Annotated in this window: 19 protein-coding genes; 18 read left to right on the top strand and 1 reads right to left on the bottom strand. The window is 40.4% G+C overall.

Translation table 11 applies throughout. The annotated features are described in order from the left end of the window. The first annotated feature begins 59 nt into the window (after positions 1-59). The 18 genes from GEZ84_RS05685 to GEZ84_RS05595 all read left to right on the top strand — a co-directional run bounded on the left by GEZ84_RS05685 (position 60) and on the right by GEZ84_RS05595 (position 21518). A complete protein-coding gene (locus GEZ84_RS05685; protein ID WP_153223824.1) occupies positions 60-1631 on the top strand; it encodes a type I restriction-modification system subunit M in 1572 nt (523 codons plus the stop codon). Then, positions 1621-2628, top strand: a complete 1008-nt coding sequence (locus GEZ84_RS05680) for a virulence RhuM family protein (RefSeq protein WP_153223823.1) — start codon at positions 1621-1623, stop codon at positions 2626-2628. The genes GEZ84_RS05685 and GEZ84_RS05680 overlap by 11 nt, the downstream gene beginning before the upstream one ends. Further along, on the top strand, positions 2625-3842 hold the full coding sequence (locus GEZ84_RS05675) for a restriction endonuclease subunit S (RefSeq protein WP_153223822.1): 1218 nt from the start codon (positions 2625-2627) through the stop codon (positions 3840-3842). The genes GEZ84_RS05680 and GEZ84_RS05675 overlap by 4 nt, the downstream gene beginning before the upstream one ends. A gap of 59 nt (positions 3843-3901) precedes the next feature. Further along, positions 3902-4483, top strand: a complete 582-nt coding sequence (locus GEZ84_RS05670) for a restriction endonuclease subunit S (RefSeq protein WP_319946428.1) — start codon at positions 3902-3904, stop codon at positions 4481-4483. A 56-nt stretch (positions 4484-4539) separates the two neighbouring features. After that, positions 4540-7584, top strand: coding sequence for a type I restriction endonuclease subunit R (locus GEZ84_RS05665; RefSeq protein WP_153223820.1), 3045 nt, complete (start codon positions 4540-4542; stop codon positions 7582-7584). Positions 7585-7729: 145 nt separating this feature from the next. Further along, positions 7730-8134 (top strand): YbgA family protein, encoded by a 405-nt coding sequence (locus tag GEZ84_RS05660; protein ID WP_153223819.1) that lies wholly within the window; start codon positions 7730-7732, stop codon positions 8132-8134. After that, on the top strand, positions 8118-8483 hold the full coding sequence (locus GEZ84_RS05655) for a TIGR02328 family protein (RefSeq protein ID WP_153223818.1): 366 nt from the start codon (positions 8118-8120) through the stop codon (positions 8481-8483). Before GEZ84_RS05660 ends, GEZ84_RS05655 begins: the two co-directional genes overlap by 17 nt. 187 nt (positions 8484-8670) lie before the next feature. Then, complete coding sequence (locus GEZ84_RS05650; protein ID WP_153192241.1) at positions 8671-8964, top strand: helix-turn-helix domain-containing protein; 294 nt, start codon at positions 8671-8673, stop codon at positions 8962-8964. 368 nt (positions 8965-9332) lie between these two features. Beyond that, on the top strand, positions 9333-11582 hold the full coding sequence (metE, locus tag GEZ84_RS05645; RefSeq protein WP_153223817.1) for a 5-methyltetrahydropteroyltriglutamate--homocysteine S-methyltransferase: 2250 nt from the start codon (positions 9333-9335) through the stop codon (positions 11580-11582). A 101-nt stretch (positions 11583-11683) separates the two neighbouring features. Continuing rightward, positions 11684-12550 (top strand): methylenetetrahydrofolate reductase [NAD(P)H], encoded by an 867-nt coding sequence (gene metF / locus GEZ84_RS05640; protein WP_153223816.1) that lies wholly within the window; start codon positions 11684-11686, stop codon positions 12548-12550. Between the two features lie 451 nt (positions 12551-13001). Beyond that, a complete protein-coding gene (gene pnp / locus GEZ84_RS05635; RefSeq protein WP_153223815.1) occupies positions 13002-15215 on the top strand; it encodes a polyribonucleotide nucleotidyltransferase in 2214 nt (737 codons plus the stop codon). Between the two features lie 15 nt (positions 15216-15230). Then, positions 15231-15848 carry a serine O-acetyltransferase gene (cysE, locus tag GEZ84_RS05630; protein WP_061424257.1) on the top strand — a complete coding sequence of 206 codons (618 nt, stop codon included), beginning with the start codon at positions 15231-15233 and terminating at the stop codon, positions 15846-15848. An 11-nt stretch (positions 15849-15859) separates the two neighbouring features. Then, positions 15860-16726: a GNAT family N-acetyltransferase gene (locus GEZ84_RS05625; RefSeq protein ID WP_153223814.1), complete on the top strand. Its 867-nt coding sequence runs from the start codon at positions 15860-15862 to the stop codon at positions 16724-16726. A gap of 414 nt (positions 16727-17140) precedes the next feature. Further along, complete coding sequence (locus GEZ84_RS05615) at positions 17141-17662, top strand: dihydrofolate reductase family protein (RefSeq protein ID WP_153223812.1); 522 nt, start codon at positions 17141-17143, stop codon at positions 17660-17662. Between the two features lie 17 nt (positions 17663-17679). Continuing rightward, a complete protein-coding gene (gene cysS / locus GEZ84_RS05610) occupies positions 17680-19023 on the top strand; it encodes a cysteine--tRNA ligase (protein WP_153223811.1) in 1344 nt (447 codons plus the stop codon). Continuing rightward, entirely contained in the window at positions 19016-19402 is a 387-nt protein-coding gene (locus GEZ84_RS05605; RefSeq protein ID WP_261021812.1) for a Mini-ribonuclease 3, read from the top strand. The genes cysS and GEZ84_RS05605 overlap by 8 nt, the downstream gene beginning before the upstream one ends. A 3-nt stretch (positions 19403-19405) precedes the next feature. Beyond that, on the top strand, positions 19406-20275 hold the full coding sequence (locus GEZ84_RS05600; RefSeq protein WP_153223810.1) for a helix-turn-helix domain-containing protein: 870 nt from the start codon (positions 19406-19408) through the stop codon (positions 20273-20275). A 112-nt stretch (positions 20276-20387) separates the two neighbouring features. Further along, positions 20388-21518, top strand: coding sequence for an ABC transporter ATP-binding protein (locus GEZ84_RS05595; RefSeq protein ID WP_153223809.1), 1131 nt, complete (start codon positions 20388-20390; stop codon positions 21516-21518). Positions 21519-21614: 96 nt separating this feature from the next. On the opposite strand, the gene GEZ84_RS05590 is transcribed toward GEZ84_RS05595, so the two are convergent. After that, a complete protein-coding gene (locus GEZ84_RS05590; protein WP_194252036.1) occupies positions 21615-22805 on the bottom strand; it encodes a ferric reductase-like transmembrane domain-containing protein in 1191 nt (396 codons plus the stop codon). Positions 22806-22908 lie beyond the last annotated feature (103 nt).

Here is a 22908-nt window from a genome sequence, read left to right as displayed (position 1 = left end):
TTTCTTAAAATATGATAAAATAGAAGAGATAATACATTTATTTAATAAGGGAAGTAAAAATGGCAAGTAAAGAAAATGCAGAACGCAAGGAGCTGCATCGTAAAATTTGGGCGATTGCGGACGATGTTCGTGGTGCTGTAGATGGTTGGGATTTTAAGCAATATATCCTAGGTATCCTTTTCTATCGCTTTATTTCAGAGCATATGGCAGACTATTTTGACCGTGCCGAGCATGAAGCTGGCGACTTAGAATTCCGTTATGCTGAATTGAGTGACCAAGAAGCTGAGCAAGATTTTAAACCAGGGACAGTTGAAGATAAGGGATTCTTTATCCTTCCGAGTCAACTATTCGAAAATGTAGTCGAGAACGCCTCGCAAAATGAAAATTTAAACGAAGACTTGGCTAATATTTTCCAAGATATTGAGAAGTCTGCGATTGGCTTCAAATCAGAGGATGATATCAAAGGTTTGTTTGATAACTTGGATACACGAAGTAATATCCTTGGTGGGACTGTTCCAGAAAAAAATAAGCGCCTTTCTGATATTCTTAATGGTATCAATAGTATTAACTTTGGCAACTTTGAGGAAAATGACATCGATGCCTTTGGTGATGCCTATGAGTTCTTGATTTCTAACTATGCTAGTAATGCTGGAAAAAGTGGTGGTGAATTTTTCACTCCTCAGACAGTCTCAAAATTACTAGCTCGCCTAGTGATGGTCGGTAAGGACAAGATTAACAAGGTCTATGACCCAACATGTGGTTCAGGCTCTCTCCTTCTTCAAATGAAAAAACAATATGAAAACCATATTCTAGAAGACGGATTCTTTGGTCAAGAAATTAATATGACCAACTACAACTTGGCTCGTATGAATATGTTCTTGCACAATATCAACTACAACAACTTTGATATTAAGCGAGGAGATACCCTTTTAAATCCTCAGCATCTGGAAGAAAAGCCTTTTGATGCTATCGTTTCTAACCCTCCGTATTCTGTCAAATGGGTGGGAGATGGAGATCCAACTCTAATAAATGATGACCGCTTTGCGCCAGCTGGTAAGCTAGCTCCTAAGTCAAAAGCTGACTTTGCCTTTATCATGCATAGTCTCAACCACCTGTCTAATAAAGGTCGAGCAGCTATTGTATGTTTCCCAGGTATTTTCTATCGTGGTGGAGCTGAAAAGACCATTCGTCAGTATCTAGTAGATAACAACTTTGTTGAAGCGGTTATTTCCCTTCCAGACAATCTCTTCTTTGGAACTTCTATTGCGACCACGATTTTAGTTCTAGCGAAGAATAAAGTTGAAAATAAAACACTCTTTATTGATGCAAGTAAAGAATTCAAAAAAGAGACTAACAACAATGTTTTGACGGATAGCAATATCGAACATATAGTTGAATTATTCTCTAATTATCAAAATGTTGACTATAAATCTGCTCTTATTGATAATGATGTGATTGGTTCAGAGCAGGATTATAACCTATCTGTTTCAACCTATGTCGAACAAGAAGATACACGTGAGAAGATTGATATAGATGTTCTCAATAAAGAAATCGCTGAGACTGTTGCCAAAATTGACAACTTGCGTGCACAGATAGACAAGATTGTAGAGGAGCTGAGCTATGGCAAATGATGTGATTCTCTATAGGACAGATGACGGCGAGTCCGCTATTGAACTTCACTTGGATAATGGAACGGTCTGGCTGACCCAACAAGAACTAGCTGAGCTCTTTCAAACCTCCAAGCAAAACATTAGTAAACATATAAAGGCGATATTTGAAGATGGTGAATTAGATGAAACAGTGGTTGTCAACTATCAGTTGACAACCACTCGTCACGGTGCAATGGCTGGTAAAACTCAGTCAAAAAAAGTCGCCTACTATAATCTTGATATGATTTTAGCGATCGGCTATCGAGTGCGTTCTCCGCGTGGCATTCAGTTCAGACTCTATGCTTCGACAATCTTGAAAGAGTATCTGATTAAGGGCTTCGCTATGGATGATGAGCGCTTGAAAAATTTGGGTGGGGGCTCTTACTTTAAAGAACTCCTTGAAAGAATCCGAGACATTCGCTCAAGTGAAAAAGTCTTTTACCGTCAGGTTTTAGATCTTTTCGCGACATCTAGTGACTACAATGCAAATTCACCAGAGGCAAAGACATTCTTTGCGACAGTTCAAAACAAGATGCATTATGCCATTCATCACAATACTGCCAGCGAACTCATCTACAATCGTGTTGATAGCGAAAAGGAGTTTATGGGCTTGACTACTTTTAAGGGAGACCTCCCTACTTTATCCGAAGCAAGAGTTGCCAAGAACTATCTGACAGAAAAGGAACTTCGTGGGCTTAATCAGCTTGTATCAGGATACCTAGACTTTGCTGAAAGGCAGGCAGAGCGAGAAGAAGTCATGACCATGGCTGACTGGGTGACACATGTGGATCGAATCCTTCTGGCTACTGGAGAAGACTTGCTGGATAATAGTGGTTCTATCTCTCGTGAACAGATGAGGCAGAAGGTAGATAAGGAATATAAGAGCTACCAAGCCAAGACCCTTAGTCAAGTTGAAAAAGATTACCTCAAAGAAATTAAAAGCATTGAAAATCTAGCCAAGGAAGGAGGGAAATCATGAACATCCTAGAAGAAATCCAAAACTGTCCTGTTGAGTGGAAAGAGTTGGGGGAAGTGGTTGAATTTCATAGAGGGAACGGGTTGCAAAAGAAAGACTTTGTTGATGAAGGAAAACCTGTAATACATTATGGTCAAATATATACAAAATATAAATTTTCGACAAAAACCACTGTATCTTTTACTGATGATAGTGTATTTTGTAAGTTAAGAAAAGCGAAGCCTAATGATATTATTATGGCGACGACGTCAGAAAATGTAGAGGATGTAGGGAAATCCATTGTATGGGAGGGAGATGAGGAAATAGGCATCTCTGGAGATTCCTATGTTTTAACGACTAATCAGAATTCAAGGTATATCAACTATTATTTTAGAACTTTTCAATTTCAAAAGCAGAAAGAGAGAAAAGTGACAGGGACTAAAGTAATTAGAATTAATTCTAAAGATATGGAAAAATTTTTAATTCCTATCCCTCCTCTAGAAATTCAAGAAAAAATCGTACAAATACTTGACAAATTCACCGATTATGTTACAGAATTGACCTCAGAATTGACCTCAGAATTGACCTCACGTAAAAAGCAATACTCTTATTATCGAGATAAACTCTTATCATTTGAGGATGAAGTCTATCAGGTTGAGTGGAAGAAGTTGAACGAATGTCTTAAAAAAGGAAAAGGAACTAAAATTACAGCTAGTCAGATGAAATTACTTCACAAAGATGGTGCGCCAATCCGTATCTTTGCAGGAGGAAAGACTTACGCTGATGTGAACTATGGAGATATTCCCGATAATGATATTCACACAGAAGAGGCAATTGTTGTAAAATCTCGTGGAATTATTGATTTTGAATACTGCACAGAACCATTTAGTTTTAAAAATGAATTTTGGTCATACAGTTCAGACAATGAAAATATCAATTTAAGATATATTTATCATTACTTAGTTCATAATAAAGAACATTTTCAAAACATCGCTAATAATATGCAGATGCCACAGATTTCTAGTAATGATACTGAAAAATTTAAAATTCCAGTCCCTTCCCTCGAAATTCAATCTCGCATTGTTCAAGTTTTAGACAACTTTGATACGGTTTGTAATGACCTTAACATCGGACTTCCTAAGGAGATTGAACTACGCCAAAAACAGTACGAATATTTTAGAGAAAAACTCTTGACATTCGTCGCCGAAGGCGAGTACACTGAGAGTAGAGTAGAGTAGAGGAGTGGGACAACTCCGCTATTATCAAACTTTTACAGTGGGTATTTGGTCCAATTCGAGTGGAGTTGGGAACAATTTGTGAATTTGTAAGAGGAAATGGACTTCAGAAGAAAGATTTTCAAGACATTGGTATTCCATGTATTCATTATGGACAAATATACACCTACTATGGAATTGAAACAGAGGTTGCAAAATCATTTGTTAATATTGAATTGTCTCAAAAACTTAAGAAGGCAAAATATGGTGATTTGATTGTAGCGACGACATCTGAAAATATCGAGGATGTTGGAAAAACTTTAGTCTGGTTTGGTAAAGAAGAAGTTTGTATTGGTGGGCACTCATGTATAATTAGAACAGAGCAAAATAGTAAATATTTAGCCTACTTTTTTAGAACTAATTTTTTCCAAAATCAGAAGAAAAAAAGAGTTTTGGGAACTAAAGTAATTGAACTTTATCCTAAAAACCTTGCAAAAATTCAAATAATATTACCTCCTTTATCAACACAATCTCAAATTGTCTCCATTCTTGACAATTTTAACACCCTAACCAACTCTCTTTCTGAGGGTCTTCCAAAAGAAATCGAACTAAGACAGAAACAGTATGAATACTGGAGAGAACAATTATTAAACTTCACTAGATAAATTCTTGAATCATTTTGAGATAGAATCTCAAATAATACAATAAAAGGAAACATACTATGGTTGATTATTCAAAAGTACATGAAGTAATTGCGGAAACAAATGAAGGGATTCTCTTGGCTGAGTATCAACCAGAGTATCGTACGGACAGAGAGTATCAGTCAGAGGCTGATTTAGAAAATCAGTTGATTTCAGATTTGGTGAATCATCTCAACTATGAACGCTTAAATATTCATACTCCTGCAGAGATTTTAGCAAATGTAAAGGTGCAAATAGAAAAGCTTAATAAGGTGACTTTTTCGGATGCTGAGTGGAATCGCTTTGTAATGGAATATCTGGATTGTCCTAATGAGGGGCTAGTTGAAAAAACTCGAAAAATACAAGAGAATCATATTTATGACTTTGTATTTGATGATGGACGGATTAAAAATATTTTTATCCTCGATAAGAAAAACATTCACAACAATAGTATGCAGGTCATCAACCAAGTGACTCAGGTGGGTAGTCATACTAATCGTTACGATGTCACTATCTTAGTAAATGGACTACCTCTAGTTCAGATTGAATTGAAAAGACGTGGTGTTAGTCTTAAAGAAGCTTTTGAACAAATCCATAGATACAGTAAGGAAAGCTTCAATAGCGAAAATTCTTTATATAAATACATTCAGATTTTTGTCATTTCGAATGGGACATATACACGCTATTTTGCCAATACAACAGCTCAAAATAAAAATCATTATGAGTTTACCTGTGAGTGGGCAGACCGTAAGAACAAGACTATTCACGAATTGGAAGATTTTACCGTTACTTTCTTAAGCAAGCGTGTTCTCTTGGAAGTCTTGACCAAGTATTGTGTTTTTGATACTAAAAATACCTTGCTCATCATGCGCCCTTATCAGATAGCAGCTACTGAGAGTATCATACGCAAGATTCATTCATCTAATGAGATGAAGAACTTTGGCACAATCAATGCTTGTGGTTATATCTGGCATACAACGGGATCAGGAAAAACTTTGACAAGCTTTAAGACTGCCCGTTTGGCGACAGGGTTGGACTATATTGATAAAGTGATTTTTGTGGTTGATAGAAAAGACCTAGATGACCAAACTATGAATGAATATAAAAAGTTCCAACCAAATTCAGTTAATGGTAGCAACAATACCAAAGAGCTCCAACGAAGTATCGAAGAAAATGATGATCGAATCATTGTCACAACAATTCAAAAGTTAAACAAATTTATAACAGCGAATCCAAATCATGAAATCTATAGTAAAAAATGTGTTTTAATCTTTGATGAATGTCACCGCTCCCAGTTTGGGAAGGCTCAAAAGCGTATTAAGAAGGCTTTTAAACAGTATGCTCTATTTGGATTTACAGGGACACCGATTTTCCCAGAAAATAGCTTGACGGGTGAAACGACACAAGAAGTTTTTGGAGAACAACTTCATAACTACGTTATCACGGATGCTATTCGAGATGAAAAAGTGTTGAAGTTCAAGGTTGACTATAACTATATCAAACCTGAAATCAATAAGTATAGAGAAGCTGAAAAAGCAGTTGGCCGAGAGATTGACGAGAAGAAACTCAAAAAGATGGAGAAGGAACTACTTCTACATCCCGAGCGGATAGCAACCATCACTGAGTACCTGTTGAGAGTTTATGATGACAAGACGCATCGAAATCAACACTATACTCATAAGCAAAAACAACTGTTTGGATTTAATGCCATGCTAGCTGTACAGAGTATTGAAGCAGCAAAATTATACTATGAAGAACTCCAACAACAGCAAGCAGCTTTACCAGAAGCTAAACGATTGAAAGTTGCAACCATTTTTAGTTTTGCACCTAACGAAGAACAGTCAGCTTATGGAGAAATTCAAGATGAAGAGCTAGAGCCTCAAGATACAGCCATGCCTCTATCTTCTAAGGAGTTTCTTTCTAGAGCGATTGACGACTATAATCACATGTTCAAGACCAACTTCTCAGCTGATGGGAAGGAGTTCCAAAATTACTATCGTGACCTTTCTAAAAGAGTTAAATCCAAAGAAGTAGATTTGCTGATTGTAGTCGGTATGTTCCTGACGGGATTTGATGCCCCGACTATGAATACACTCTTTGTCGATAAAAACCTACGTTATCATGGTTTGATTCAGGCATTCTCGAGAACTAATCGAATTTTTAATAAAGTTAAACCTTTTGGGAATATTGTTTGTTTCCGTGATTTAGAAAAGGCTACGCAAGAAGCTATTAAGACTTTTGGAGACACAAATAAGCTTGAAATTATTTTGGAAAAAAGCTTTAGTGAATACATGGATGGTTTCGTGGATCAAGTAACGGGTATAGAGGTCAAAGGCTATACTGCGGTTTGTCAGGAAATTTTGGAAAGATTCCCTAATCCACAAGAAATTGAAACAGAACATGATAAAAAAGAATTTGTTAAGTTATTTGGTGAGTTACTGAAGCTTGATAACGTCCTTCGAAATTATGATGAGTTTCAAGAAATCGATAAGCCTATCTCTGAAGGTTATCTTCAGGATTTAAGAAGCACTTATGTAGAAATTCGAGATGAATTCTTAAACCTTAAAAATTATGAAAGAACAAAAGACTTAGGTGTTGACCTTTCAGATGTTGAATTTGAAATCGAACTCTTAAAAACAGATGAGATTAATCTGGACTATATTCTTGCATTGATTGTTGAAAAATCGAAGAATTCTGAGTCTAAAGAAGTAATGAAAGCAGAAGTTAGTCGTGTAATTCGTTCTAGTATCGATATTCGTGCCAAAGAAGAGTTGGTTATCGGGTTTATCAATGACACCGATTTGCAAAAATTGAAAGACCATGATGGGATTATCAATGCTTTCTATGAATATGGCAAGGAGCGCAAGAAAATCGCAATCCATGACCTAGCTGAGTCTGAGAAACTTGTAGCTGATTACCAATTATTCATAGACAAATCAATTCAACGAGGTTATGCTGAAAACAGTGGGACTGATTTGGATTCGATTATTCCACCAACTTCTCGTAGACAAGGAGCGCGTGAACGGAAAAAGCAAGAAGTTTTGCGTAAGATTCAGTTGTTAGTAGAGACTTATTCAGGTATTTAAGTATTGTCAAACAAGATTTATTAGAAAAATCAGGAACTACAAAAAACACTCTTGATTCGCTCATATTCCGCTCGTAATTCGCTCATTTTTAAAATATAACTTTGTTTCTATATTTCCTGGAAACTGATAGAAAGTAAGGAGAAACATGGAACAAACTAACCAAAAATCCCGGTGCCAACAACTCTGGGCGAGAAACAAATACCTCGTGTTGAGCCATTCCAGCAATATTTATAATGAGATTCGCCAATACTTGAAGAATGAAGAGGTGGAGGTAAGTCATGTTCAGGAGATGATTGACTGTGCCTGTCAAATCCCTGAGCATAGAGGTCAAGTCTGCAATGCCTTTCAGCATATTTGGGGCTATTTCAAAAAGAAAGCGACAGATGCAGAGCGCAAGGACTACATGCTCTTGCTGGATCGCTACCGCTTTGGTCAAGCTTCCAAGGAAGATGTGATTGCTAAGGCGAGAGAGTTGCTTGAACGTTACCCAAATGCTTATCTTCAAAATTCTACTTTACTGAAAGGAGACTCCCCTGAGACTTTGGCATGAGGCTTTGATTTCACAACTCCCTCGTCCTCAACTCTTGGGGCAACATCGAGAGTGTTGTGCCCTGCGTGGCAATGGCTGGGGCAGAAAGCATGCGACGGTGGACTATGTTTTTACCCACTCGCCCTATCGTCTCTATGCCTATCATAGATTGATCATGGAGGAGATGGCTGACCGTGACTACAATGTCAGCCTAGAATGGCTAGATAAGAACTACCGTGGCAAGACCTGCCCTCCTTATGAAAATTTAGCAGAGGAGAGGTTGACTAGTCCTATATACAGCGAACATGACGATGCCTACTATAAGGAGTGTCTGGCTAATCTACGAGAGAAGGGGATAAAGCTGGAATAATAGTAAGGATTGCCTTCAATTTATAACTCTTCTCGTAATTTTTTCGAATAATAAAGATGAGACCTTTAGAGTTTTTCTAAGGTCTTCTTTTTATGAGTGTTCAGATTTACTTTTAATAACTTTTGAGTTATAATTTTTTAAAAAAACAAGCGTGAACTGAAGGACTTAAAAGAAAGAGGGTTAAGCGATGAAGAATAGTGCTATTGGGAGTAACTGGAAGGATGTCCGATCTGAACTCTTTACCAAGGAGGAAATTCTTGAAAGTGATATGCGAGTGGCTATCATGAGTGAGTTGATTGAAGCCAGACACGAACAAGGAATCAGTCAGAAAAAGCTAGAAGAACTTAGTGGAGTGAGTCAGCCTGTCATAGCTAGGATGGAAACAGGCAAGACTAGCCCTCAGTTGGATACAGTCTTAAAAGTCTTAGCCAGTTTAGGAAAGACACTAGTAGTCGTCCCACTCGAACAGGAAAAGAGTTGATTAGAGTAGACTCATACTCAATGAAAATCAAAGAGCAAACTAGGAAACTAGCCGCAGGCTGTACTTGAGTACGGCAAGGCGACGTTGACGCGGTTTGAAGAGATTTTCGAAGAGTATTATAGTCTTTTCTAATAACAAGCCATAGTCACTTATAAGAATTACTAATAACACCTTTGACCAGTATAACTGAAATATAGTTAAAACAAACAAGCTACATAAAGGATTTGAGGCATTTGTCTCAGGTCTTTTTCTTTTGTTTAAAACAGAGATATAGTTTCAAACTATATCAAAGCCTAATTTTTTACAATTATACAGATGATTTCTTTTCTGTTAAGATAGTTTCAACAACAAATTTTGGAGGACACATCATGTCAACTACAATCATCGGTTTCCCACGTTTGGGCGAATTCCGCGAATTAAAATTTACAACTGAAAAATACTTTAGAAAAGAAATCTCAGAAGAAGAACTCCTTGCTGCAGCAAAAGAATTGCGTGCGAAACACTGGAACATTGTCAAAGAAAAAGGCATCACTGAAATCCCATCAAACGACTTTTCTCACTATGACAACTTTCTAGACGCTGCTTTCCTTTTCAACGTGGTGCCTGCTTCAGTTCAAAACTTGGATTTGTCTGACCTTGAGCGCTATTTCGCTTTGGGTCGTGGTTATCAAGGAGAAAAAGGGGACGTTCGCGCCCTTCCAATGAAAAAATGGTTCAACACCAACTACCACTACATCGTTCCTAAGTTTGAAAAAGACACTCAAGTCAAACTTGCAGGTCACAAGATTTTTGATGAGTTCCAAGAAGCCAAAGAACTTGGATTGAACACTCGTCCAGTTCTTGTAGGCCCATTCACTTTCCTTCAATTGTCAGACTTTGAAGAAGGTGTGAAAGCAGAAGACTTCGTAGACAGCTTAGTTGCTGCTTACCAAGAAGTTTTTGCTAAATTGGCAGAACTTGGTGCGACTCGCATCCAATTGGATGAAGCTGCTCTTGTAAAAGATTTGACAGCCGAAGAAAAAGATCTCTTCTTGAACCTCTACAACAAACTTTTGGCTGACAAAAAAGGTCTTGAAGTCTTGCTTCAAACTTACTTCGGAGATGTTCGTGACGTTTATGCTGACCTTGTAAACTTGCCAGTAGATGCTATCGGTCTTGATTTCGTTGAAGGTAAGAAAACTCTTGAATTGGTTAAAGGTGGCTTCCCAGCTGACAAGACTCTTTATGCAGGTATTGTCAATGGTAAAAACATCTGGCGTAACAACTACGAAAAGAGCTTGGCTGTTCTTGAACAAATCCCAGCTGAAAACATTGTCTTGACAAGCTCATGCTCACTTCTTCATGTACCATTTACAACAGCTAATGAAGAATTTGAACCAGCAATCTTGAATCACTTTGCCTTTGCAGTTGAAAAATTGGATGAGATTCGTGATTTGGATGCTATCCGCAATGGTCAAGGTGAAGAAGCGCTTGCAGCCAACAAAGAACTCTTTGCGACTGAGCGTGTGGGTGAAAATGCGGAACTTCGTGCTCGTATCGCTGATTTGACAGACGCAGACTATACTCGTTTGCCAGCCTTTGCAGAACGTGAAGCTATTCAAGAAGAAGCTTTCAAACTTCCAGCTCTTCCAACAACAACTATCGGTTCATTCCCTCAAACTAAAGAAGTTCGTGCTAAACGTTTGGCTTACCGTAAAGGTGAATTGTCTCAAGAAGAGTACGATGCTTTCCTTGCTGAAACGATCGATGAATGGATCAAATGGCAAGAAGATATCGACTTTGATGTCCTTGTTCACGGTGAATTTGAGCGTAACGACATGGTTGAGTACTTCGGTCAAAACTTGTCAGGTTACCTCTTCTCTAAAAATGGTTGGGTACAGTCATACGGTATGCGTGGGGTTAAACCACCAATCATCTGGGGTGATGTCACTCGTCTTAACCCTATCACTGTTAAATGGTCTAGCTATGCACAAAGCCGTACAAACAAACCTGTTAAAGGGATGTTGACTGGACCTGTTACAATTCTTAACTGGTCATTCCCACGTGAAGACATCTCTATCAAGGATTCTACTCTTCAAATCGCCCTTGCTATCAAGGATGAAGTACTTGACCTTGAAGCTGCTGGTGTGAAAATCATCCAAATCGATGAGGCTGCTCTTCGTGAGAAATTGCCACTCCGTCGTAGCGACTGGTACGAAGACTACCTTGACTGGGCAATTCCTGCCTTCCGCTTGGTACACTCAACAGTAGCACCAGACACACAAATCCACACTCACATGTGTTACTCAGAATTTACAGATATCATCCCAGCTATTGATAACTTGGATGCGGACGTTATCTCATTTGAGGCTAGCCGTTCAAACCTTGAAATCTTGGACGAACTCAAAGCGAAAAACTTCCAAACAGAAGTGGGACCTGGGGTTTACGATATCCACTCACCTCGTGTGCCAAATGAAGGCGAAATCGACCACACAATCGAAGCCATCCTTGCTAAAGTGCCAAGCAAGAAAGTTTGGATCAACCCTGACTGTGGTTTGAAAACACGTGGTATTCCAGAAACAAAAGAAAGCTTGATCCGCCTTGTTGAAGCAGCGAAAGCTGCGCGTGAGAAATTGTAAGATAGGATTTCTCAAGAAGCGCTGTTTGGTTAATCTGCCTGTTTCACTTGGATTCTAGGAATCCAGCTAACGAAAAAATCAACTAGAAAAGGATAATGACTATGTCACGCCAAACACCGTCACTCTCATTTGAAGTGTTTCCTCCAAACCCAGCCGTGGGTAATGATAAAATTATTTCTGCTCTTCAAGATATGCAGGAGTTGGCTCCCCACTTTATCAGTGTGACTGCCAGCAATAATAAATTTAATATCAAGGAAACGACGGTTCGTTTGGCTGACTTTATCCAAAATGACTTGGCGATTCCGACTATTGCTCACTTGCCAGCCATCTATTTGACCAAGGACAAGGTTGCTGAAACCATTACTGACTTGGACAAGGTTGGAGTGCAGAAAATCTTGGCTCTTCGTGGAGATATTATTCCTGATGTGGAACCTCAAAAGGATTTCCGATATGCAACGGACTTGATTGAGTTCATCAAGGAACAAGCCCCTCACTTTGATATTGTTGGTGCTTGTTATCCAGAAGGGCATCCAGATTCACCAAATCAGATTTCAGATATCCAAAATCTCAAGAAGAAAGTGGATGCAGGCTGTTCGAGCCTTGTAACTCAGCTTTTCTTTGACAACGAGCGCTTCTATGACTTCCAAGACAAGTGCATCTTGGCTGGGATTGATGTTCCCATTCATGCAGGGATTATGCCAATTCTGAATCGAAATCAGGCTCTCCGTCTCTTGAAGACTTGTGAGAATATCCATCTTCCACGCAAATTTAAAGCTATCTTAGACAAGTATGAGCATGACCCTGAGTCGCTCAGAGCAGCAGGACTTGCCTATGCAGTGGACCAAATCGTGGACTTGGTAACTCAGGATGTTGCTGGAGTGCATCTCTACACCATGAACAATGCAGAAACAGCAAAATACATCCACCAAGCAACCCATGCCTTGTTTAATCATCAGTCTCTAGGATAATAAAAAGCAAACCATTCTTCTCAGCTGAGAGGAATGGTTCCTTTTTAATGGTAAAGACCGCACTTTTTAAGAAAAATATGATAAAATAAACTCTGTACGTACTTGATACAAAGATGAGGGTATAAACAGATTTTTAACTATTCAAATCTGCTATAAAAAGGAAAAATACTAAAGAATAATATTTTTAAACTTTTTAAAGTATTTAGATAGTTGAACACGGGCTAACTCCCTTGTGAAAAAGATAGATTTCCTGGTGTGCATCGCACACTGCGTCAATCGAATGCTATCTTGTGTAATTGAACCCGACCGAAAAGCTGTGTAAAAAAGATAAGCTGTCTTGTCTTCATCGAAGACTTCGTCAGTTTCCTATTTTTACTTTGCTTTTGACGCCCTTGGTATCTTGATCTTTGTAGGCAAGACGTATAATATTATCAATCCAAAGGGGATTAAAATGACAAAACAAGTGTTTCAAACGACTTTTGCGGGTCGTGAGTTAATTGTAGAGACTGGTCAGGTTGCTAAGCAGGCAAATGGCTCTGTTGTTGTACGTTACGGTGAGTCAACCGTCTTGACTGCGGCCGTGATGTCTAAGAAGATGGCAACTGGGGATTTCTTCCCACTTCAAGTCAACTACGAAGAAAAAATGTATGCAGCTGGGAAGTTTCCTGGTGGCTTTATGAAACGTGAAGGACGTCCTTCAACGGATGCGACTTTGACAGCGCGTTTGATTGACCGTCCAATCCGTCCTATGTTTGCGGAAGGTTTCCGTAATGAAGTACAAGTCATCAACACAGTTCTTTCTTATGATGAAAATGCCTCTGCACCAATGGCTGCTATGTTTGGTTCATCCTTGGCACTTTCCATTTCAGATATTCCATTTGACGGACCAATCGCTGGGGTACAAGTGGGCTATGTGGATGGTCAAATCATCATCAATCCAAGCCAAGAACAAGCAGAGCAATCGCTTCTTGAATTAACAGTAGCAGGTACCAAGCACGCTATCAATATGGTAGAGTCTGGTGCCAAAGAATTGTCAGAAGACATCATGTTGGAAGCCCTTCTTAAAGGGCACGAAGCAGTCAAAGAATTGATTGCCTTCCAAGAAGAAATCGTTGCTGCTGTCGGTAAGGAAAAAGCAGAAGTAGAATTGCTTCATGTGGATGCTGAATTACAGGCTGAAATCATCGCAGCCTACAACAGCGCCCTCCAAAAAGCTGTCCAAGTAGAAGAAAAATTGGCTCGTGAAGCTGCAACTCAAGCAGTCAAAGACCAAGTAACTGCTGTTTACGAAGAAAAATATGCAGACCATGAAGAATTTGACCGTATTATGCGTGATGTGGCTGAAATCTTGGAACAAATGGAGCACGCTGAAGTGCGCCGTTTGATTACAGAAGACAAGGTGCGTCCTGATGGTCGTAAGGTCGATGAAATCCGTCCTTTGGATGCGGTTGTTGACTTCCTTCCTCGTGTACATGGTTCAGGTCTCTTCACTCGTGGGCAAACTCAAGCCCTTTCTGTCTTGACCTTGGCTCCGATGGGAGAAACTCAGATTATCGATGGTTTGGATCCAGAGTACAAGAAACGCTTTATGCACCACTATAACTTCCCACAATACTCTGTAGGGGAAACAGGTCGTTACGGTGCGCCAGGTCGTCGTGAAATTGGTCACGGTGCTCTCGGTGAACGTGCTCTTGCTCAAGTATTGCCAAGTTTGGAGGAATTCCCATATGCTATCCGCTTGGTAGCTGAGGTCTTGGAATCAAACGGTTCTTCATCTCAAGCTTCTATCTGTGCGGGAACTCTTGCTCTTATGGCTGGTGGTGTGCCAATCAAGGCACCAGTAGCTGGTATTGCCATGGGTCTCATTTCAGATGGAAATAACTACACAGTCTTGACAGATATTCAAGGTTTGGAAGATCACTTTGGAGACATGGACTTCAAGGTTGCGGGTACTCGTGACGGGATTACAGCCCTTCAAATGGATATCAAGATTCAAGGAATCACTGCAGAGATCTTGACTGAGGCTCTTGCCCAAGCCAAGAAAGCCCGTTTTGAAATCCTTGATGTGATCGAAGCGACTATTCCAGAAGTTCGTCCAGAATTGGCTCCAACTGCTCCGAAAATTGATACTATTAAGATTGATGTGGACAAGATTAAGATTGTCATCGGTAAGGGTGGAGAAACCATCGACAAGATTATCGCTGAAACAGGCGTTAAGATTGATATCGACGAAGAAGGAAATGTGTCTATCTACTCTAGCGACCAAGATGCCATCAACCGTGCTAAAGAAATTATTGCTGGTTTGGTGCGTGAAGCTAAGGTGGACGAAGTTTACCGTGCTAAAGTCGTTCGTATCGAGAAATTTGGTGCCTTTGTTAACCTCTTTGATAAGACAGATGCCCTTGTTCATATCTCTGAGATGGCTTGGACGCGTACCAATAATGTCGAAGACTTGGTAGCAATCGGGGATGAAGTTGATGTTAAGGTTATCAAGATTGATGAAAAAGGACGTGTGGATGCTTCTATGAAAGCTCTTCTTCCTCGTCCTCCAAAACCTGAACGTGATGAAAAAGGTGAAAAATCAGAGCGTCCTCACCGCCCACATCATCACAAGGGTCATAAACCTAAGAAAGAATTTACAGAAACACCAAAAGATTCAGAATAAGAAAAGGAGAAATGTATGGGATGGTGGCGCGAAACCATTGATATCGTAAAAGAAAATGATCCAGCGGCCCGCACCACTTTGGAGGTTTTGCTAACTTATCCAGGTGTCAAAGCCTTGGCGGCCCACCGTCTTTCACATTTTCTCTGGAAGCATGGCTTCAAACTCTTGGCTCGTATGCACAGTCAGTTTTGGCGCTTTTGGACGCAGATTGAGATTCATCCAGGTGCCCAGATTGATTCAGGTGTTTTTATCGACCATGGTTCAGGCTTGGTGATTGGGGAGACAGCGATTGTTGAAAAGGGTGTTCTCCTTTATCATGGAGTGACTCTCGGTGGGACTGGTAAGGATGTTGGCAAACGCCATCCGACTGTTCGTAAAGGAGCTCTCATATCAGCCCATGCCCAAGTTATCGGGCCGGTGGAAATCGGTGAAAATGCCAAGGTCGGTGCTGCAGCAGTTGTCGTGGCAGATGTACCTAGCGATGTGACAGTGGTCGGTATTCCGGCTAAGATTGTCCGTGTTCATGGTAAAAAAGACGAGCCGGTCATTCACGAAGTTGAAGAAAAACGAGAGTACTATGTCAATAAACTTGAGCAGGCTAAAGACGCCAGTCACAGATCGTCTGGTTTGTAGAGGATACCTATATGATTCAAGCAAGAAACAAGTTAAGCCAAGAGGAGTTATCTGAGGCGAAAAAACTAATTAACTGTTGCCAAAACTATGACGGTACCTATCGTGATCCCTATCTTTCTAACATGCTTAATTTTGACCCAAACATGCCCGCCTTTTTCCTTTATTATGAAAAAGGCGAACTTGTTGGTTTATTAACTGTCTATGCAGATGACCACGATGTAGAAGTGACGATACTGGTTCATCCAGGTCATCGTCGTCAGGGAATTGCGCGTGCATTGTTTACGAGTTTTGAGAGAGAAACAGCTTCTTTCCCCATTCGGTCAGTTACTTTTCAGACAGAGCGTGTTTTTCTAGACCGCCATCCTGATTTTGTCAGCAACTGGGGATTGGTCGAGGACGAGGATACAGAAACTTGGTTAGGTAAGGATAGAAGACCTTATCCGTTAGCAAAGATTTCCAATCTTGAAGTTTTGTTAGCAGATAGTTCGTATCAGGAGCAAATCAGTCAGTTAAAATTTCAGGCATTTTCAGAGGAACATGAATCTAGAGAAGTTGTGGACAGATATGTCGCTGAAGCTCTGAAGGATCCAGAAAGCCGCCTATATATTTTGTTAAAAAATGGTCAGGTTATTGGAACTTGCACGGTTGATTTATCGAGCGATACGAATTACTTCTACGGGTTAGCAATATCGGAACCTGAACGTGGAAAAGGCTATGGAAGCTACTTAGCAAAATTCCTTGTCAACCAACTAATTGAGCAAAATGACAAGGAATTTCAGATTGCAGTGGAAGATAGCAATGTAGGTGCCAAGCGCTTGTATGAAAAAATTGGATTTGTCAAACAGACTCAAGTGGTTTATGTGAAACCAACAGTGTAGAAATAGGAAGGAAATGAAGCGAGTTACTATTCTTCAAAATTATAAATTATTGGAAGGACAGGCTCAGCTATACTGCTTTTGGACGATAACTGAGGAACTTTTAATGAAAGAGTTTTTCAAGGACAATAAGTATTTTGCGCTCTATTTGGCAGGAAGTCTTGTTTTTAGTTTGTTTCGTGCAGGAAATCTGATTTTCGGTCTTCTGGTCCTGCTCTCTGCCTACCGAAGTAGACAGGAGAGGCTCTTGGATGTTTAAGAATGAACCGTTCTGCTGTAGATTGGAATTGCTGTTGTCTGTCTTATTTTTCTTGTCCAGCAAGGATTTTGCTGAATACTTTGATTAGCTTAGTTCTAATCATTTGGGTCTATCCCGCTAAGTGAAGGCGAAGCAGAACTAGAAAGGAAACTACAAGAATGGCAGTGTATTTTTACGGCTGTATCACCATGGATGGCTACTTGGCAGACAGCCAGCACAGGATAGACTGGCTGCATCAACTTGGTTCTGTAGAGGATACAGGCTATGATGACTTTTACAGGCAAATGGATATCACCATCATGGGCAAGCGGACCTTTGAGGCAATCCAAGATTTGCAAGATGTAGAAAGTTTTTATCAAGTTACGGAAAACTTTGTCTTTACGCATGATAGGCACCTGCCTGTCAGCAATTACCAGCCAGTAGCTGGGGATGTGGTGGACTTTGTTCACCAGATTGACAAAGGCAAAAATGTCTTTGTGATTGGTGGTAATTCCTTGGTAGGACCGCTCTTGGATGCGGATCTTTTCGACCACCTCATTATTCAGATAGCGCCCCTTATCCTGGGAAATGGGGTTCCCCTCTTTACCCAAGAGGAAGGGCAGCGCTTTTACCAACTGGATAGCTTCAGACAATTTGGCCCTTTTGCAGAGCTGGTTTTCAGCCGAAAAAGTCAGAAATAGAGAAAGGAGTGGATCGCATGATTAAAATTTACGACACCATGTCTCGTGATTTGCGAGAATTTGTCCCGATTGAGGACGGCAAGGTTAAGATGTATGTTTGTGGGCCAACCGTGTATAACTATATCCACGTGGGGAATGCTCGCTCGACGGTGGCTTTTGATACCATTCGTCGCTATTTTGAGTATCGTGGATACGAGGTTGCCTATATTTCCAATTTTACGGATGTGGATGATAAGATTATCAACCGTGCCAAGGAAGAAGGTATCACGCCTCAGGAGGTTGCGGACAAGTACATCGCGGCCTTTCGTGAGGATGTGACGGCCTTGGGCGTCAAGCCTGCGACTCGCCATCCTCGTGTAGTGGAGTTTATGGCTGACATTATCCGTTTTGTGGAAGACTTGATTGAAAAAGGTTTTGCCTACGAGAGTCAAGGGGATGTCTATTTCCGTGTTGAAAAATCCCACAATTATGCCAAATTGGCTAACAAAACCTTGGAAGATTTGGAGCTAGGTGCTTCAGGTCGTACCGATGAAGAAACGGCTCGTAAGGAAAATCCTGTGGACTTTGCCCTCTGGAAATCTGCCAAATCAGGCGAGATTTCTTGGGATAGTCCTTGGGGACCTGGTCGTCCGGGCTGGCATATCGAGTGTTCAGTCATGTCGACAGAGATTTTGGGTGATACCATTGATATCCACGGAGGTGGAGCTGATCTAGAGTTTCCACACCACACCAACGAGATTGCCCAGTCGGAAGCCAAGACAGGTAAGACATTTGCCAATTACTGGATGCACAATGGTTTTGTCAACATTGATAATATCAAGATGTCTAAGTCCCTTGGCAACTTTATCACGGTACATGATGCCCTTAAAACCCTTGATGGTCAAGTGCTTCGTTTCTTCTTTGCGACTCAACATTACCGCAAGCCAATCAATTTTACGGAAAAAGCAGTGCGGGATGCCGAGACCAATCTCAAGTATCTGAAGAACACTTACGAGCAACCATTTACAGGAAATGTAGATGTTCAAGAATTACAAGTATTTAAAGATAAGTTTGTAGCAGCTATGGATGAGGATTTCAATTCTGCCAATGGTATCACAGTAGTCTTTGAAATGGCCAAATGGATCAACTCGGGTAACTATGATGCAAGTGTCAAGCAAGCTCTTGCGGATATGTTAGAAGTCTTTGGAATTGTCTTTGTTGAGGAAGTTTTGGATATAGAAATCGAAGCTTTGATCCAAAAACGCCAAGAAGCGCGTGCTAATCGTGACTTTGCGACAGCGGACCAGATCCGTGACCAATTGGCTGCTCAAGGGATTAAACTCCTTGACACCAAGGATGGAGTGAGGTGGACACGTGATTGATGTCAATCTCATTAACGGGATTGCGCTAGCCTTTGAAGGGGATGCGGTGTATTCTATGTATATTCGCCGCCACCTCATCCTCAAAGGTATGACCAAACCCAACAAACTCCACCAAGAAGCGACCAAGTATGTGTCAGCCAAAGCTCAGGCTCGCCTGATTTCCCTTATGTTGGAGGAGCGAGTCCTGACGGAAAAAGAAGAAGAAATCTACAAACGTGGCCGCAATACTAATAGCCATACCAAGGCTAAAAATGCTGATGTGGTGACTTACCGCATGTCCACAGGTTTTGAAGCAGTCGTGGGTTATCTCCATATGACTGAAAATCTGGAACGTCTTGAGAGCTTAATTTCTTGGTGCATCCAAAAAGTGGAGGGCTAGGACATGATGGCAAAAGAACTACAAGACTGGTTTCCTGAGGCTCAGATTTCAGACCAACCAGTAGAGAAAGAGGGCTATCTCACGCTCCCTTTAGCTTCTCAGCAGTGGATTTTGCTGGAGGAAGCTGGGCTCAGCGAGCGTGAGAAGCAGTTGATTTCCCTTTTGACCCAGCAGGAGCAGGCTCGTTCGCTCAATCCTTGGTATTCTTTTCTGATTGAGGGCAAGGGACAAGCACCACAAGCTTTTAAAAAGATTCAGTTGGTTTATTGCCATCTTTCCTATTTTCAGCAGGAAAATCTAGCTTCTTGGCTAGATATGATGCAGACTCTTTTTCCTAACTGTCAGGCGGTGCTTCAAGTCGGAGCTCAGGATTATGTTTTCGTGCTTCAACAAGACAAATACACTTCTGTACGAGCTATTTTAAGTGATACGATTGAAGCGGTGGAGTATGACTTTGGATTGCGTCTGTCTATCATGTTAGGTCAGGTTTGGTCTCAGACGGGACATCAAGCCCTATCAGACTTGATTAAAGCGGAGCGGGATTTGTTTAAGACATGGTGGCGTCAGGCTCACCAAGGTGTTCATACTTTTTCTCAGCTCTATCTGTGGAGTATGGGAGAAAGGCTCGTGAACTTGAAGGCAATCAAGGAATGCTTGCACCAGATGATCTTGGATCAGGATCAGATTCAGGAAATCATTCTCTCTCTTTGGGAAAATAGTGCTGTCCTAACAAAAACAGCCCAGCAACTCTATCTGCATCGCAATTCTCTCCAGTATAAGATTGATAAATGGGAAGAATTGACAGGGCTTCAATTGAAGGAATTGACAGACCTTACTCTGTGTTATCAATTGATTTTACCAGATATTCTCTAAAGTTTTGTGCAAGTTGCACAGAACTTTTTTGTTTTTTTGGTCACCTTGCCATAGAAATGTAAAGCGTTTTCATATATAATAAAACTATCAAAAAACAAAAGGAGTTCACCTCATGGTAGAATTGAATCTTAAAAACATTTACAAAAAATATCCAAACAGCGAACACTACTCAGTTGAAGACTTTAACTTGGACATCAAAGACAAAGAATTTATCGTTTTCGTAGGTCCTTCAGGATGTGGTAAATCAACAACTCTTCGTATGATTGCTGGTCTTGAAGATATTACAGAAGGTACTGCATCTATCGATGGCGTGGTTGTCAACGACGTCGCTCCAAAAGACCGTGACATTGCCATGGTATTCCAAAACTACGCTCTTTACCCACACATGACTGTATATGACAACATGGCTTTCGGTTTGAAATTGCGTAAATACAGCAAGGAAGACATCGACAAACGTGTGCAAGAAGCAGCTGCTATTCTTGGTTTGAAAGAGTTCTTGGATCGTAAACCAGCTGACCTTTCAGGTGGTCAACGTCAACGTGTTGCCATGGGTCGTGCCATCGTCCGTGATGCAAAAGTATTCTTGATGGACGAACCTTTGTCAAACTTGGATGCTAAACTTCGTGTATCAATGCGTGCTGAAATTGCTAAAATCCACCGTCGTATCGGAGCTACAACTATCTATGTAACTCACGACCAAACAGAAGCGATGACACTTGCAGACCGTATCGTTATCATGTCAGCAACTAAGAACCCTGCTGGTACAGGTACTATCGGACGTGTAGAACAAATCGGTTCTCCTCAAGAAGTTTATAAAAACCCAGTTAACAAATTCGTTGCAGGATTCATCGGAAGCCCAGCTATGAACTTCATTAATGTGAAATTAGTTGGTAGCGAAATTGTTTCTGACGGTTTCCGTTTGAAAGTGCCAGAAGGTGCTTTGAAAGTTCTTCGTGAAAAAGGCTATGAAGGTAAAGAATTGATTTTCGGTATTCGTCCAGAAGACGTGAATGCAGAGGAAGCATTCCTTGAAACATTCCCAGATTCAGTTGTAAAAGCGACTATCTCTGTATCAGAATTGCTTGGTTCAGAATCTCACCTTTACTGCCAAGTTGGTAAAGACGAATTTGTTGCTAAAGTGGATGCTCGTGACTACTTGCAAACAGGCGCAACAGTTGAACTTGGATTTGACTTGAACAAAGCCCACTTCTTCGATGTAGAAACTGAAAGAACAGTCTACTAAGATAAATGAAACTCAAAACACTGCTAGAAATCTGGTAGTGTTTTTAAGTGTTTGTGTAGAAAAAACTCCTGGGAAATTCCAGGAGAATATGAGTGGCTATTTGAACTTGAATCCTTCGTAAATAAGCTCTGTTTTTGGATTTTGTTTCTTAATCTGTTTAGCAAGTGACTTCATCATAGAAAGGGAGCCACACATATAGACGGTTGCCTGTTCGGGTACTTCTTTTTGTTCAAAATGAAGATATCCGTCTTTCCTACTGTCGACTAGATGGAGTTCAAAATGAGGGTTTTTCTGAGCATAGTCACGGAGCAAATCCAGATAGACTGCATTTTCATTTCCACGGAAGCTATAGTAGAAGTGAACCTGTTTATCTAAAATAGGATGTTCACGGATGTAAGAGATGAAGGGTGTGATCCCAATGCCTCCAGCAATCCAAACCTGATTTTCTCGTCCTTCTTCTATAATCATGTGTCCGTAAGCTCTGTCTACGCTTACTTTGCTACCGACTTGAAGATTATCATAGATATTCTTGGTATGGTCGCCTGAATTTTTAACAGTAAAGTAAAGAGTTTGACCATGACCTCCTGAGATAGAAAAGGGATGCGGAGCACTTTCAAAGCCTTCTTGGAAAATCTTTAGGAAGGCAAATTGTCCTGATTGATAGTTGAAAGGTCTGCTAAGATGGATTTGAATTTCCCTAGTATCGTGGTTTAAGCGTTTGAGATTGGTGATTTTCCCTAGATAGGGGAAGTCAATCTTTTGATATAGAAAAATGATATAAAAACCAGCTAGCAAGCCTAAAAGGGCATAGCTACCAACAAGAAAACTTAGAAGATTAAATGTGAGGAGGCGATTGCCCATCATCATGTAGACGTGAAAGAGTCCAAAAATATAGGCTAGGTAAACCAGGCGGTGAATCCATCGCCAAGCTTCGTATTGGATATATTTACCTAAATAGGCGACAAGGATGATACTGACAAAGATATAGATGGCAAGATTACCAAACTGAGCAGCTAAGCGAGAGCCCCACAAACCGCCCATACTGAAATTATGAAAGAGTAGTAGGATGATGGAGAGAAAGGCTGTGAATTTGTGGACAGTATAGACCCTCTCCAAACCGTGAAACCAGCTTTCTAGTAGTGGGAGACGAGTGGCTAGGATAAAAGTCAGAGATAGGCTTGTTAAAGCTAGTCCTGGAATCATGAATTGGGGAGAAGTGTTCATCCAAGTCAAAATAGTCAAGACAAAACTAGCTATGATAAAGAGTATTCCTTTGAGTGATTTCATAAAAAATTCCATTTCATTTAGATTTGATTTGTTGTAAATAAATTTGTTACATTTTATCATAGAAAAAGTATGGTGTCAAATTGAAGTCTATAAATGTTTACTC

Origin of the sequence: Streptococcus mitis (genome assembly GCF_009496155.1) — a bacterium.
In the GTDB taxonomy this organism is placed as follows: domain Bacteria; phylum Bacillota; class Bacilli; order Lactobacillales; family Streptococcaceae; genus Streptococcus; species Streptococcus mitis_BQ.
The sequence above is the reverse complement of the archived record's forward strand: the minus strand, read 5'-3'. Positions and strand labels throughout refer to the sequence as shown.

What these genes read in the sequence shown, in the direction of transcription:
- GEZ84_RS05660 (WP_153223819.1), top strand. Translation starts at nt 7,730, where the DNA reads ATGGAACAAACTAACCAAAAATCCCGGTGCCAACAACTCTGGGCGAGA.
- GEZ84_RS05590 (WP_194252036.1), bottom strand. Translation starts at nt 22,805, where the DNA reads ATGAAATCACTCAAAGGAATACTCTTTATCATAGCTAGTTTTGTCTTG.
- GEZ84_RS05615 (WP_153223812.1), top strand. Translation starts at nt 17,141, where the DNA reads ATGGCAGTGTATTTTTACGGCTGTATCACCATGGATGGCTACTTGGCA.
- GEZ84_RS05650 (WP_153192241.1), top strand. Translation starts at nt 8,671, where the DNA reads ATGAAGAATAGTGCTATTGGGAGTAACTGGAAGGATGTCCGATCTGAA.
- metF (WP_153223816.1), top strand. Translation starts at nt 11,684, where the DNA reads ATGTCACGCCAAACACCGTCACTCTCATTTGAAGTGTTTCCTCCAAAC.
- GEZ84_RS05595 (WP_153223809.1), top strand. Translation starts at nt 20,388, where the DNA reads ATGGTAGAATTGAATCTTAAAAACATTTACAAAAAATATCCAAACAGC.
- cysS (WP_153223811.1), top strand. Translation starts at nt 17,680, where the DNA reads ATGATTAAAATTTACGACACCATGTCTCGTGATTTGCGAGAATTTGTC.
- pnp (WP_153223815.1), top strand. Translation starts at nt 13,002, where the DNA reads ATGACAAAACAAGTGTTTCAAACGACTTTTGCGGGTCGTGAGTTAATT.
- GEZ84_RS05675 (WP_153223822.1), top strand. Translation starts at nt 2,625, where the DNA reads ATGAACATCCTAGAAGAAATCCAAAACTGTCCTGTTGAGTGGAAAGAG.
- GEZ84_RS05625 (WP_153223814.1), top strand. Translation starts at nt 15,860, where the DNA reads ATGATTCAAGCAAGAAACAAGTTAAGCCAAGAGGAGTTATCTGAGGCG.
- GEZ84_RS05685 (WP_153223824.1), top strand. Translation starts at nt 60, where the DNA reads ATGGCAAGTAAAGAAAATGCAGAACGCAAGGAGCTGCATCGTAAAATT.
- GEZ84_RS05665 (WP_153223820.1), top strand. Translation starts at nt 4,540, where the DNA reads ATGGTTGATTATTCAAAAGTACATGAAGTAATTGCGGAAACAAATGAA.
- metE (WP_153223817.1), top strand. Translation starts at nt 9,333, where the DNA reads ATGTCAACTACAATCATCGGTTTCCCACGTTTGGGCGAATTCCGCGAA.
- cysE (WP_061424257.1), top strand. Translation starts at nt 15,231, where the DNA reads ATGGGATGGTGGCGCGAAACCATTGATATCGTAAAAGAAAATGATCCA.
- GEZ84_RS05600 (WP_153223810.1), top strand. Translation starts at nt 19,406, where the DNA reads ATGATGGCAAAAGAACTACAAGACTGGTTTCCTGAGGCTCAGATTTCA.
- GEZ84_RS05680 (WP_153223823.1), top strand. Translation starts at nt 1,621, where the DNA reads ATGGCAAATGATGTGATTCTCTATAGGACAGATGACGGCGAGTCCGCT.